This is a genomic window from Candidatus Berkiella aquae (genome assembly GCF_001431295.2).
Classification (GTDB): domain Bacteria; phylum Pseudomonadota; class Gammaproteobacteria; order Berkiellales; family Berkiellaceae; genus Berkiella; species Berkiella aquae.
The window spans coordinates 2,299,427-2,313,990 of the sequence record NZ_LKAJ02000001.1 but is presented as its reverse complement, the minus strand read 5'-3'; the positions used below and the strand labels follow the sequence as shown (position 1 = coordinate 2,313,990).

General features: G+C 39.0%; 9 protein-coding genes. 3 read left to right on the top strand and 6 right to left on the bottom strand.

Annotated elements, in window-relative coordinates:
- Nucleotides 1–75 precede the first annotated feature (75 nt).
- Entirely contained in the window at nucleotides 76–4,356 is a 4,281-nt protein-coding gene (locus HT99x_RS10255) for a protein kinase domain-containing protein (protein ID WP_075065005.1), read from the top strand.
- Here HT99x_RS10255 and HT99x_RS10250 read toward each other — a convergent pair whose 3' ends face one another.
- The 6 genes from HT99x_RS10250 to HT99x_RS10225 all read right to left on the bottom strand — a co-directional run bounded on the left by HT99x_RS10250 (nucleotide 4,357) and on the right by HT99x_RS10225 (nucleotide 12,356).
- Nucleotides 4,357–4,887 (bottom strand): hypothetical protein, encoded by a 531-nt coding sequence (locus tag HT99x_RS10250; RefSeq protein ID WP_259566315.1) that lies wholly within the window; start codon nucleotides 4,885–4,887, stop codon nucleotides 4,357–4,359.
- 233 nt (nucleotides 4,888–5,120) lie between these two features.
- A complete protein-coding gene (locus HT99x_RS10245) occupies nucleotides 5,121–5,834 on the bottom strand; it encodes a CsiV family protein (protein ID WP_075065007.1) in 714 nt (237 codons plus the stop codon).
- Between the two features lie 16 nt (nucleotides 5,835–5,850).
- Nucleotides 5,851–9,282 carry a transcription-repair coupling factor gene (gene mfd, locus HT99x_RS10240; protein WP_075065008.1) on the bottom strand — a complete coding sequence of 1,144 codons (3,432 nt, stop codon included), beginning with the start codon at nucleotides 9,280–9,282 and terminating at the stop codon, nucleotides 5,851–5,853.
- An 8-nt stretch (nucleotides 9,283–9,290) separates the two neighbouring features.
- Complete coding sequence (locus tag HT99x_RS10235) at nucleotides 9,291–10,400, bottom strand: 3-deoxy-7-phosphoheptulonate synthase (RefSeq protein WP_075065009.1); 1,110 nt, start codon at nucleotides 10,398–10,400, stop codon at nucleotides 9,291–9,293.
- 35 nt (nucleotides 10,401–10,435) lie between these two features.
- Entirely contained in the window at nucleotides 10,436–11,308 is an 873-nt protein-coding gene (locus HT99x_RS10230) for a nitrilase-related carbon-nitrogen hydrolase (protein WP_075065010.1), read from the bottom strand.
- A gap of 7 nt (nucleotides 11,309–11,315) precedes the next feature.
- The gene (locus tag HT99x_RS10225) at nucleotides 11,316–12,356 is read right to left on the bottom strand and encodes an agmatine deiminase family protein (RefSeq protein WP_075065011.1); all 1,041 of its coding nucleotides are present in this window, start codon (nucleotides 12,354–12,356) and stop codon (nucleotides 11,316–11,318) included.
- A gap of 139 nt (nucleotides 12,357–12,495) precedes the next feature.
- On the opposite strand from HT99x_RS10225, the gene HT99x_RS10220 reads away from it, so the two are divergent.
- Together HT99x_RS10220 and lolD are read left to right on the top strand one after the other, a co-directional pair.
- A complete protein-coding gene (locus HT99x_RS10220) occupies nucleotides 12,496–13,746 on the top strand; it encodes a lipoprotein-releasing ABC transporter permease subunit (protein ID WP_075065012.1) in 1,251 nt (416 codons plus the stop codon).
- A complete protein-coding gene (gene lolD, locus HT99x_RS10215; RefSeq protein ID WP_075065013.1) occupies nucleotides 13,736–14,428 on the top strand; it encodes a lipoprotein-releasing ABC transporter ATP-binding protein LolD in 693 nt (230 codons plus the stop codon). The genes HT99x_RS10220 and lolD overlap by 11 nt, the downstream gene beginning before the upstream one ends.
- The last annotated feature ends 136 nt before the right edge of the window (nucleotides 14,429–14,564 follow it).

Below are 14,564 nucleotides of genomic sequence, written 5' to 3'. Positions count from 1 at the left end.
ATCTTATAAATTTTAATAATCTAAGAACCATTTTCATTGTTAACACTCTAAATAAATGATATTGAGAGGGTTTGTATGCAAAATGGTCCTACAATCCAATCAGGTTATGCAGAAGTCATAACCTGGGGTACTGAGTTTGGTGGAGGTAATGGGCTCCTTTTTCAATTACGCGCCAAATTTATGGGTGGTAACATTGGGCATGCTGCTGTTCGATTAACCTTTCCAGCCGATGAACAAGCACAAAATTTAATTGATAAATATTGTTATCATGAAAATAATCAAGTATTACCCTTTGAAAAGAGAACTTTGCCAAATGGCCAACAAGTTTATGAAGTGTATATCAGTGCTTGGTCAAATGATGAAGTTACACTCGATCGAGACTTTATCATAGATTCAATTGAAGAGCGCGCTGGTGTCAATTTTGCAATGGATCCGAAATGGGCAGCTGAACTTCAACCAGAAAAAAGAAGTTATAAGGGGTTAATCGGACGTACAACGATGACTTTAGGCCCTGACGAAATTATCCATCAACGTGGTAATTTATCAGATGCTGAATTTAAAGCGTTTGAAAATATAGCCAATTTCAAAAAATATATACAAGAGCTAGATAATTATAGATTTGCTGCGGGTAGGTTAGACCGTGTTGTCGCAAAAACAAATAAACTTGGAGAAACAGATGTCATTTTACTTGATAGATTGTACCCTCAATGGAAAGATAACGTAAAAAAACCTCCCAAAATAACTTCAGCAGAAATCAATTTTTTAACAAATGAAATTAACCAGCGCAAAAGTGATTTTGAAAATTCACCCAGAAATCTTGAGTTGATGCAAACCATCCAAGAAATGGCTAAACAACAAAAAAGTGAAATTCTGAAGATGATTAAAACAGACTTCACTCGTTGGCAACAAATTACCCCTAAAACAGCGGAAAAAATTCTTGAAAATAAAAATTTGCTGGGTTTGGAAATGATCTCAGCTACCAATCTTATGAATTATTCTAAAGATGAAATTGCTGAATTATGTCAAAAGTTGCAAGATAAATCTGATATTGAATTTGATAATTTGAAAGCTAATTACGAAAACCATATTCCAAAAAATCAAGAATTGTTAAGAAATAATTTTTCATATGGCTTGCCACCTGATCATATTGTACAAATTCCCTTGGCTTCTAAGAATGGTGAAAATAAAAATGGTGCCTTAGATTTGGAACCAATGTTAAACAGAGCGAAGCAAGTCGCTATTTCACATGATAAATTTTCATTAACGGGAACGAACTGTTCTAAAGTGGCAGGATGGGTTTTGCAAGCAGGTGCAAAAGAGAATAAGTCAAGTAAATTGTTTAATCGTAGAGCGCTTCGTTCATTTGCAACGCCACAAATGGTTCTTAATAATGCTTTGAAATATCTTAGAAAGAACTCAAAGAAAGCGGACTCGAATTATAATAAAGAAATTGAAGCACTATCAAAAACAAATGATGATGCAAAGACAACTAAACCATTGCCTGTCTCAGGTTTTGTAGAAATTTCATTCGCTGGAATTGATTCGAAATTATCCTCTAAAGAGCAATGTGAAGCTTTTTTATCTAAATTTGAAAATGCTTTAGCGAATGGAAAAGAGATCCCGTATATTGAAACGTCAGTTAAATTGCAACTAGAAAAAATGATTAAAGGGGATAATGTCCTTGAAGATCGTTTTTTTAAAAACTGTGATCAAGCAATAGCAAAGGCCAACAAGCAAAGTCATGCGCAGCAACAACTAAAGGAAAATGAATGGGATATTGTTAATCAATTGATTGTTGATAATAAAACTCAAAAATTAAGCAAGAAAGATCATCCAGGATTAGGTCATTCTTATATCATTCTTAATGAGAATGGTCAAAATAAAGCTTATAGAGTATCAAGAGATATTTTAGGAAAAGGGATGGAGGGAAAAGTTAAGGTTCTGGAGAATGAACAAGGTGAACGATTAGCTATCAAAGTAATGGCTGATAAATCTTCATTAAACACCGAAATTAATCTGATGAAAGAAATGGGAGCTGCAAAAGCTGATTTTGTCAGAGAACGGGAAGCAAAACAATCTAAAGCAATGGGACAAATGATTGGCAATAAGCGCTATGTTGTTCAACCCTTGTATCAAGGCAGTGAATTGCAATCCGTATTAAAAAAGCAAGCACTAACTGAAGAACAAAAATTAAAATTAGCACAACAATGCTGCGCTTCGGTTGCCAAGATGCATGAAAAAGGGATCTTGCATCGAGATATCAAAGGTGCCAATTTTATGGCATCGCTGGATGAAAAGGGTAATGTTAAAAATGTGAATGTTATTGATTTCGGAGGCGCTATTAAATTACAAGGGGATGCCATTGTAGCCAAACCATTTGGTAGCCCAGGGTATATGTCACCCGAACTGGGTAGAGAAGAAATTCTTAAAGCCGGTAGAGCTTGGCAAGCACAAGAAGGAATTGCTAAAAAGCAAGGTGAATTTATCCAAGAAGCTAAAGCCATTGTTGAAGATCTGCAAGTAGAAAAACGAAAAGTCTTAGGCGAAAGTTCGCAAACGATAGATATGATGTTTGCTATTGATCCAGGAGGATTAAGTATTTTTAATCGGGATAATAAACAGCAAGTTTTAGCGCTTTTAGAAGAATATGATGGCACCAATCAAGAAGAATTGATTGAAAAAACAAAGCATTTCGCTCCGAATGAAGGCTATCATGGAATGGCCGCTAATGCAGTAAAAGATTTCTGTTCAAATAGAGATAAAGCAAAAATTCTTGATGGTAAAATTGATGACTTTCAAGCGAGAATTATCAATTTTCAAAGTAAATATGAGACAGCCCTTCAAGTAGCAAAACAGCATAAACAACAACTTGATGCTGAATTTTCAAAGGAAGTTACTAATTCAGTACAATCTGATGTCTATGCTATGGGAATAATGCTGCAAAATGAATTTAAGTTAGATTTGGCAAAGTTAGGATTAGCAAACATGTTAGCTGTTGATCCCAATGAACGGCCAACGATGAATGAAGTTATGAATGTTATCAATCATAAAATAAATCCTGATGCTAAAATATCGCAGGAAAATGGTAATAAAAATCAAAGTAAAGAAAGATTACCCTCCGCAGTAAATGCTAATACAATGCATCCATTAGATAATGGTAAGTTATCTATTCTAACTAAAGATGAAATTACTCAATTAGATACTATGAAAGAAGGGAAAGAAAATAATTACATCAAAGTTAACAATAAAACCATATTTCTCACCAAAGAAGGTGGGGCATTTGTTATGCATTCTCCTATTGGTAGTGGTGCAACCGCTGCAGCCTTTTTGGTACAAAATGTTGCCGATCAATCGTGGTCAGTACTAAAAATGGTTAAAGGTCAAGATAATAAAATCCACGGACAAGTTTCTCAACAAAATACCGAAAATGCGACTTTGTCAGAATTAAAGCAGTTGCATGGCACGCTGAAGATTCAGAATGGAAATCAATCTATGCACATTAGTATTCAGCCTTATGCTCAAGGTAAAGAATATACGGATGTTATGAAATTGGCTACCAGTGATAGCGAAGGGTTGCCACTAGAGCAGACGGTGTTAATGGCATTAAAAGCGGTCGAAGCATTAACCGACTTGCATGAAAATCATCATTTTTTACATCGTGACATTAAACCACAAAATATGATTTGGGATCCGATTGATAAAAAATGTACATTGATTGATTTTGGCTGTGCAGGAAAATGTCAAGGGACTGATTTGAAAATACAGGATATGACTAAACGAGGTTCAGAAGCATACCAAGCACCAGAAATTGAATTCGATAAAATAATTAAAAGAGATAGAAGTTATTCTAATAAAACCGATCTTTATTCGCTCGGCGTTGTAATCAATGAACTGATAGAAAAAACAAAACCGGATGATAAAATAGTATTGGAAAGATTAAAGCAAATACAAGCAAAAATGACAGATAATGATCCATCGAAGCGTCCGTCAGGTAAAGAAGTCTTGCAAGAGTTATTGAATGTTTCGCAGTTGTTAGTAGCTAAAGGTCATTTATCAAAAGAAGATGTGGCTTCCAGTGAACAATTTTTGGCAAAAGGGAAAGAGGCAAGTAAAACATCAGAAGCTAAGAATGATAGAACTAAGAGTTTAATGTTTAGCACTTATAGCCACTCCGAAACGAAAAGTGAACAATCTTTGGCAAAAGGAAAAGAGGCAAGTAAAACATCAGAAGCTAAGAATGATAGAACTAAAAGTTTAATATTTAGCACTTATAGCCACCCCGAAACGAATCGAGCATCAACCAAAGTTGAGGTTGATGCCACTCCCACACAATCTGCAAGAACATTCAAAAAGTGATTAAAATAATTTTTTAAAGAAACCTTTAATGCCTTTAGGTTTATGCGCTTCCTCTTTTGGTGTTGCCTTTATCTCAGTATCAATTTGTTGGGGAATTTTAGCAGCTTGCGCTTTGTATTGAATTGTCAGCGGTTTAGCCTCTTTAAGGCTTGGAATGGAGGGAGTGGATTGGTCTTTTGTAATGAGTTCAATCATAAAGAAATTCATATGAAGTTGGTCCAATTCTTCTTTTTGAATAGGATTTCCACTGATATTGAGTGAAGAAAGTTTAGGTAGGGTAAATTTCCTGAGCCAATCAAAAGAAGTAAAACTATTAGCGGAAAAATTAAGGTTTTGTAAGGTGGCACTATTTTGGCGTAAAAAATCAAGTAACTTTGAAGAGGGTCTAGTAGCCCCAATGTTGCTAATGTCTAAATCTTGAGGGGTTGAAAGTGACAAGGAAAATTCAATCAGCTCATTATTTATTTCATTAAGTAGTTGTTCACGCTCCATCAAATCGAAAGAAGTTATTGCTGTGGAAATTTTTTCCATTGATTCTGGGGAGATAGCAGAGCTTTTAGATAAGTTATCAAACTCTTTATTTTGTGATTCTAAGGTAATACCGGAGATTGCCATCGTGTTTATATCCTTGAATATGAATTTGATATTATTTTAGCATTGATTAATGAACACAGGCATGAAAATTCGCTAAAATGGGCAGGAAAAAGATAAAGGGAATAAGATTATGTGTATATCAAAAGCTGTTAGTACACGAAAAGAGTGCTTTATACAGCACTCTTTTCTGGAGAAACGACAATAATGATCCCATATAAAGGATGATCAATATAATGCATTTCATCTGCTTTTAATCGACTGGATTCTTTTAAGCGAAAAGCTTGTAAGCGCGCACCAAATTCATTTTTCCAATTTTTCAATGAGACTTCAGCAAATCGTGCCGTGCCTTCGGTATTTTCAGAAGGGGGCAATTCAGGATTCGTTGGGGAAACTAATTTAATCGGTTTATGAAAGAGTAAATCTGCATCGACATTAATGAATTTTCCTCCAGAAAGCTTGATCATGCCATCCACTTCATACCCTTTATTCTCTGCAAGGCTATCTGAAAACTGTTGACCACCTAATAAATGGATGCTGGTGGCGTTTTCTTTATCAGAAAGCATTTGTCGCCAGCCTTTGTGCATGACGAGACGATAATGTTGCTGAAGACGTTTTTTGGCTCGACCTAGGGTGAGTTCATTCTCTTTTAATAAGCTGAAATCTGTAGCCGAATCAGTGCCAAGTTCAATGGCATTAGCCATGGAGGGTTTACCGGGGTTGAGGGGCCATTCTTCTGCTAAAGCACTTTTATCTTTTGCCTCAATGACGATTACTTCAACATGATACCATTTCTCGTTGGCAAGACTTGAAAGTGTGGTTAATAACAGTGCACCAAATAAAGGGAGCCGAAGGGTCTTAACTAGTTTGACGACATCCTTACTCATAATGATATCCTTATCGTTATGTGACTAATAATCGTAAGATATTCTCTACAATTGTAAAACGTCTTTGGGGTGTTGACATGTCAAAGATGAATTTAATTTGGCTTTGGCCCATAAATTTATAATTTTTAGGATAATCGCGGATCAACTGTATCACTTTATCGGGATCAATATTGGGAATGGCTTCAAATTCAATTTTACCACCATTGGTAGAAGCTTCTATTTTTTTGATCCCTAAAGGTTGTGCTTTGATCTTGAGGCTAGAGATTTTAAAGAGATCTTTGGTTGCCTCTGGCAAAAGGCCAAATCGGTCGATCATTTCAACCTGTATTTCATTAAGCTCATTATCGTGTTTTGCATTGGCTATGCGTTTATAGAGCACTAAACGGGTATGCACATCGGGTAAATAATCCTCAGGGATCAAAGCAGAGACTTGTAGATCAATCGTGGTACCTTGCCGTAAGGGGGCATCAAGATCCGCTTTTTTACCTGATTTTAAGACATGAATTGCTCTATCGAGTAGCTCCATGTAAAGGCTAAAGCCAATCGCATTCATATCGCCACTTTGTTCTTCACCTAATAACTCACCGGCGCCTCGAATTTCTAAGTCATGAGATGCTAATGTAAAACCTGAACCAAGCTCTTCTAATGATTCTAGCGCTTGTAAACGTTTATTCGCATCAGCCGTTAAGCGATTTTGTGGTGGAGTGAGGCAATAGCAATAAGCTTGGTGATGTGAACGCCCAACACGGCCACGTAGCTGATGTAATTGAGCTAAACCCAACTTATCTGCTCTATCGATAATGATTGTGTTAGCACTAGGAACGTCGATACCGGTTTCAATAATCGTGGTGCAAACTAAGACATTAAAGCGTTGATGATAAAAATCAGACATAACATGTTCTAATTGTCTTTCACGCATTTGACCATGCGCATAAGCAACACGTGCTTGAGGGAGTTCTTCACTCAGTTCTCGTGTGACTTTTTCTATTGTTTCAACATCATTGTGTAAATAATAGACCTGCCCGCCACGCATCAATTCTCGCATAATCGCTTCAAGGACTAAGGGCTTATGGTATTCGCGAACAAACGTTTTAATGCTGAGTCGTTTTGCAGGTGGTGTCGCGATAATTGATAAATCTCGCAAAGAAGATAATGCCATATTCAGTGTGCGAGGAATCGGTGTTGCCGTTAAAGTCAATATATCGACTTCCTGACGTAGCGCTTTAAGGCGTTCTTTTTGTCTGACACCAAAGCGATGCTCTTCATCGATAATGACTAAACCTAGGTTCTTAAGCTTAACATCTTCTTGGATTAATTTATGAGTGCCAACAATAATATCAACACTGCCTGCTGCAAGCTTTGCTAATACTTTCTCTTGTTCTTTCTTAGAACGAAAGCGGGATAAAACTTCAATGCGCACAGGCCAGTCAGCAAAGCGATCGACAAACGTTTCATAATGTTGTTGCGCAAGCAAGGTGGTGGGCACAAGTAAAACGACCTGTTTGCTATCTTGAACGGCAACAAAGGCTGCTCGTAAGGCGACTTCGGTTTTACCAAAACCAACATCACCACAGACCAGTCTGTCCATGGATTTTTCACTGCGCATATCTTCTAAGACAGCGGTGATAGCTTTGGCTTGATCTTCGGTTTCCTCAAATGGAAAACTGCTAGCAAATTGGAAGTATTGCGCATCGGCCATTTCAAATTGATGGCCTTTTTTGGCACCACGTTTAGCATAAATATCTAACAGCTCAGCGGCCACATCATAGGCTTTTTGCGAGGCTTTCTTTTTGGCTTTATCCCATTGTTCAGTGCCAAGTTTATGAAGAGGAGCATTGGAGACCTGTGCTCCGCTATATTGGCTGATTAGCTCCAAGGAGGCGACAGGAACATATAATTTGTCATTATCAGCATATTCTATGAGTAAATATTCAGCAGCGATGCTATCGACACTTAAGTGCACCAGACCTCGGTAGCGCCCAACACCATGATCAATATGGACAATTGGTCCGCCAATAATCAGCTCGCTTAAATCTCTAATTTGTTCTGAGAAATCTTTGGTTTCTTTTTTGCGACGACGTCGTTGCATAACTTGCTGGCCATAAAGTTGGCTTTCAGCAATCCAGACCATTTTAGGAGAATCAATAATAACGCCTTCGTCAATAGGTGAAACGATTAACCCTAAAGGTTCATCGCTTGCAAAGAATTCTTGCCAGTCTTTACATAATTTAGGATGAACATCATGACGTTTTAATAAATCCAACATGATTTCCCGACGCCCAGGCGATTCTGCACATAAGAGTACTTGACCACTTTGGGTTGCAAGAAAAGCCTGCAATGCACTTAATGGCTTTTCTTGTCTTGGTTCGATTGGCATGGGCGAAATAGAATGTGTCTGAAAATCAGTTGTACCGTTTTCACTGATTTCTATTTGTGCAAATTCTTTTAATTTGGCAAACAACTCGTTGGTTGCGATAAATAAATCTTGCGGTGGTAAAATAGGTCGCTGAATATCATGTTGATATTGATCATAACGCGCGTTGATCTCTTGCCAAAATTGTTGGCTAGCAGGCTCTAATTTATCAAAACGAATAATGGTTGCATTAAGGGGCATGTAGTCAAATAATGTGCTGGTGTTCTCAAAGAAGAGCGGTAAATAATATTCAATACCTGAAGAGGGTTTTCCTTGGCTAATATCTTGATAGATACTGCAAGCAGTTGGATCCCCTGTGAATTTTGCTCGCCATTGTTGACGAAATAATGCAATGGCTTCTGGCGTTAGCGGAAATTCTCGGGCAGGCAAGCAGTTAAGTAATTCAATCTTTTCATCTGAGCGCTGCGTTTCGGGATCGAATATTCGTAATGAGTCAATCTCATTATCGAATAAGTCGATTCGCACCGGGTTAGTTGAACCCATAGGAAAGATATCAATAATGCTACCGCGGGTGGCAAATTCACCATGTGTCATCACTTGAGAAACGCATTGATAACCTGATTCAACTAATTGTCTTCTTGTGGTTTCCCAATCAAAGGTTTGCCCAACCTTTAAGCTGAAATTTTGTGAGCCAACATAAGTTTTTGGTGTGAGGCGATAAAGGAGTGTTGTCATGGGGACAACCAGCAATCCTTTTTTCATGCTGGGTAATTTGCTCAGCACTAATAATCTGTCAGAAATAATATCTTCATGCGGTGAAAAATTATCATAGGGAAGGGTTTCCCAATCCGGAAAATGCCATACCTCTAAATCATCAGGCAGAAAAATCTTAAGCTCACGTTCAAGACGGTTTGCTGTTTGGGTATCGGGTGTAATAACGACTAACGGATTATTGGCCTTTGCTGCGGCATGCGCAATCGTCATGGCAGTTGCCGCGCCATGCAGCCCACCCCACAACATTTTCTCATGACTTTTTTTTGGTAGGGGTGGATTTAATACCGTAATTTCTTGCATGGGCGTTCTCAGGATTTTTGTAAAGCAAGCGCTTTACGAGCTTCATAGGCGCGACGTGAAATTGCTATATCCTCTAAAAACCAACCTAAATCATGCATTGGAACGGCTTGCTTACTATCGACAATCGCTCGCGGTGGATTAGGGTGAAAATCGATTAACACCATATTTGCGCCACTAATGATGCCTTGTGCCGTTGCATGATAAATATCAGAGATCCCATCCGGTGCTTTGCCTGAAATTCCAACAGAATGAGAGGGATCAACGCAAACTGGCATTCGTGTTAATCGTTTAATAACTGGGACTTGAGCAAAATCGACTAAATTACGGTGGGGATTGCCAAATAAGGATTTTACCCCACGTAAACAGAAGATAATATTTTCATTGCCGGCATGTGCAAGATATTCTGCGGCATGTAATGATTCGCTTAAGGTAATACCATAACCGCGTTTAAATAAAACAGGTAGTTCGCGTTGTTGGCCAACCGCGCGTAGTAATTCAAAATTTTGTGCATTACGAGTACCTATTTGTAACATGACGCCAGTGGCATTGCCGGCATTATTGAGAGCCATATTAATTTCTTCAATATGCTTCTCATGGGTGACTTCCATGGCAATCACTTTAATGCCATATTTTCCGGCGAGTTCAAATACATAAGGTAAACAATCCTTTCCTAGGCCTTGAAAGGAATAGGGACTGGTGCGAGGTTTATAAACCCCCATTCTGGCACAAACAAGTTGATGCTCTTGCAATGATTTAAAGGTTAGCTCAACACTCTCTTTGGTATCAACGGCACATAGGCCTGCAAAAATATGTAAATTGTCTTGTGAGAAAGTCACCGTGTTGTATGTAAATTCAAAGCTCTTCTTATTATGATGACGACCCAGAATTTTATATTCGCTAGAAATGCGAATGACTTTTTCTACACCGGGCAATGCTTCAATATTTTCTTTAGAAATGCTATTAGTATCACCGATTAAATAAATTTCAGTAACGGTTTCTTGCAGCCCGCGGGTTGTGCGAATTTCTAATTCGATATTCGGAATTTCTTGGAGTGCTTGTAAGGTATATTGGTAATCCAAAGATCCTTCGCTAATAGATGATTTTAATATAACTATCATTGTATATGGCTACTATTGTACTTATTTGTATTTGTTTATTTCAAAAAGCGCTTGGTTAAATCGCTATAGGCATCAATGCGTCTATCGCGTAAAAAGGGCCAAATGCGTCGTACGTGTTCGGTTCGTGTGAGAGAAAGATCGGCAACCAAGACAGTTTTATCATTTTGATTCGCTTGGCTTAGTATTTCACCTTGTTGAGCTGCAATAAAGCTGCTACCCCAAAAGAGGGTATTCTCTTCTGTGCCCACACGGTTTGCGACTAAGACAGGCAACCCGTTAGCGACTGCATGACCTCTTTGCACGGTGATCCAAGCATCTCGCTGACGTTGTTGCTCAGCTTGATTATCTTCATCACTCCAACCAATAGCGGTAGGATACAGTAATACGTCTGCCCCTTGTAGCGCCATCAGCCTTGCTGCTTCTGGGAACCATTGATCCCAGCAAACCAAAACGCCTAGTGAGCCAACTGAGGTATCTATGGGGGTAAATCCTAAATCACCGGGTGTGAAGTAAAATTTTTCAAAAAAACCAGGATCATCGGGGATATGCATTTTTCGATATAAGCCTGCTATCTCACCATTTTTTTCGATGACAACGGCAGTGTTATGGTAAAGCCCGGGTGCTCGCTTTTCAAAAATAGAGCTGACAATCACCAGTTGTAATTCTTTTGCTAAGCGACACAAAAAATCGGTTGTTGGGCCTGGGATAGTTTCAGCCAAATCAAAGTGATCAACGGTTTCTGTTTGTGGGAAGTACAAATGACTGTGTAATTCCTGTAGTAAAACACATTGTACGCCTTGCTGTTTGCAATCACGCAGGTGTTTTTCAATGCTGTCATAGCTTTGTTGAGGGGTTTGGTAACCCAGATCTTGTACAATACCGACACGAAGGGTTTTGTTCTCTACCATGTGATAGTTACCTCTGAGAAAATGCAGGGATCTGCATGGTTAGGCAATGTAAGCTGCCATATTGTTCAATGGCATGACAACAATCGATACCAACAATTTTCCTATCTGGAAAATGTGCTTTAAAAGTTGCCAAGATTTGCTCATCTTTTGGATCTTGATAGATGGGCACTAAAACTTGTTGGTCACAGAATAGAAAGTTGGCATAAGTTGCTGGCAAGCGTTTGCCGGAGGCATCATAAATAGCTGATGGTAAAGGCAACTTAACCAATTGATAGGGTTCGCCAACATTATTTTTGAAGCTTTGTAATGTTCTTTCCATTGCTTTTAAAGAGGCAAAGTGAGGATCATTTTCATCATCAGTTGAGGCATAAGCAATGGTATTTGCATCGAAAAAGCGTGCAAGGGTATCAACGTGGCCATCGGTATCATCGCCAGCTAATTGTCCATCACTTAACCAAAGTACCCTTTTAATACCAAGGTAGGTGGCCAGTGATGCTTCGATATCTTCTCGGGTTAAATCGGCATGCCTTGCTTGAGTTCGAAGGCATTGTTCTGTGGTTAATAATGTCCCTTGGCCATCGCAGTCAATTGCGCCACCTTCTAAAATAAAGGGGATTGCCTGATAGCCGTAGTTTGAAAGTAACCCAGAAGCCACTAATTTGCTGGGAATTTGATCATCGAGTTGATAAGCATATTTTTCTCCCCAACCGGTGAATTGAAAATCACATAGTACAGATTTGTCGCCCTGATATACCGTGATGGGGCCATGATCGCGTGCCCAAACATCATCTGAAGGAACAATATAGGTTTTGACCTCTGCTAGCTGGATACCTGATGCTGTTAATACGGTATGGATATGGTTTTGATGAGTCGCATCAAATGCGCCAATGATAATTGTTTGGGTTGCCACAACTGCGCGAGTAATCTCAATAAAGACCGGTTCAATGCTATCATGGTAATCTTTGCCCCAAGCGCCATGCTCGTGAGGCCAGGTGAGCAGGATAGCATGTTGTTTTTCCCATTCTGCGGGTAGACGAGTATTATTCATAATAAGATATTTAGTTAACTACTATTGATTTTATGTTACACGCATTGTTCCAGAGAGCTATCTTACTGTCAATCAATGGGCGTTTTCGTTCTATATTTAAGGTATACTAGAGCCTTCATCATATTGGTATAAATACACTATGTTTAGACCCTTTTTCCTTTTCATTGGTACACGCTACACCAATTTCAAGCGCCGCGATCATTTTATCACTTTCATTTCAATTGTTTCGATGCTGGGTATTGCTTTGGGCATTACCGTCCTCATTACTGTTTTATCGGTAATGAATGGTTTTACCAAAGAAATTAGAGCGCGCATTTTAAGTGTGACACCTCACGTGATGATTAATGAAGGTTGGGGAGAGCCACTAAAAGATTGGCAAGGATTAGCTAAACAGGTCTCAGGACATCCAGATGTAGAAGCAGTAGGTCCTTACGTTGATGGCCAAGGCATGCTTACCCGAGGACGCGAAGTGCGGGGAGTGGTTATAAAAGGGGTCGATCCCGATGCGATTGATGCTGTATTCCCACTACATAGCACGTTAAAGGCTGGCAAAGTGGAAGATCTGCAGCCTGGTAAATTTGGTGTGGTGTTAGGATCTTATTTAGCGAAAACGCTTGGTGTGAATATTGGCGACATGGTGACATTAGTCATCCCAGAAATAAATGTCTCAATGATGGGAGCAGCACCGCGTTTAAAACGTTTGCCAGTCGTAGGTATTTTTGAAGTGGGCTATGTCTATGATAGTGGATTTGCGTTTATGCATATCCAAGATGCAGCAAAAATATTTAAGACACAAGATGGGGTAACCGGGATACAGTTGCGTTTGAAAGATCCTTTTGCTGCGCCCCGAATTGCTAAAGAATTGCATGAGAAGCTGCATGGCTTTTATAACGTGATTGATTGGACCGTTCTTAATAGTGCGTATTTTAGTGCGGTGAAAATGGAAAAAACGATGATGTTTTTCACCTTGATCATGATATTAGCGATAGCCGTTTTTAACCTTATTTCCACCTTAGTGATGGTCGTAACTGATAAAAGGGCTGATATTGGTGTGTTACGCGCATTGGGTGCTTCTGCTCGAAAAATTATGGCCATCTTTATTTGCCAAGGAGCGATTATTGGCTTGATTGGTACTATTTTGGGTGTGGTCATGGGGGTTGCGCTTTCGTTAAATGTGACAGATTTAGTCGCAACGATCGAGCGTGCATTCAGAGTGAAATTTTTATCTGCCGATGTTTATTTTATTAGCTTTTTACCATCGGATTTACAATATGCAGATGTGTTATTAATTGCAGCTTCTGCAATGGTATTGAGTTTATTAGCAACCATTCATCCTGCTTGGCGGGCTGCTAATGTTCAACCTGCGGAGGCTTTACGTCATGACGCTTAAAACAGATCCAATCTTATATTGTGAAAATCTGAAAAAGCATTACCAGGATGGCGATAAAATTGTTCCCGTATTGAATGATGTTAGCTTTGCGATAAAACGAGGAGAAAGTGTCGCGATTGTTGGGCGCTCTGGTTCAGGTAAAACGACTTTGCTTAATATGCTAGGTGGATTGGAGTCGCCATCTGAAGGTAAGGTGGTATTGGATAATACACACTTACATGCATTGTCGGATCGTAAGCGGGGTTATTTACGTAATCGAGTTTTAGGGCTTATTTTTCAATTCCATCATTTACTACCAGAATTTACGGCTTTGGAAAATGTTTGTATGCCATTGTTGATCCAAGGACTTTCTGCGTCGACGGCAAAGAAACGTAGCCAAATATTATTAGAAAAAGTCGGACTGGGTCATCGCGAAACCCATAAACCTGCAGCATTATCTGGAGGGGAGCGTCAACGGGTGGCTATAGCTCGTGCATTAGTGACACAACCAAAATGTATTTTAGCAGATGAACCAACAGGTAATTTAGACAATCAAAGTGCCGATCAAGTTTATGATCTGATGATGCAACTCACGCAAGAGTTCAATACTAGCTTTGTCGTCGTAACACATGATTTATCTTTAGCAAAGCGCATGGATCGTATCGTTACCATCGAACGCGGTAACCTCCGTGAAGGTCAGTAAGTCGTTATAAGTTATTTCGCAGGACATCCAGAGAGAGAACAAGAACGCAGAAGAACGCAGGACATCCATAATCTTCCACGATTTGGATGTCCTATTTTTTTATTTTTTTGAGGGACATCCAAAAAGAGTATTTGAA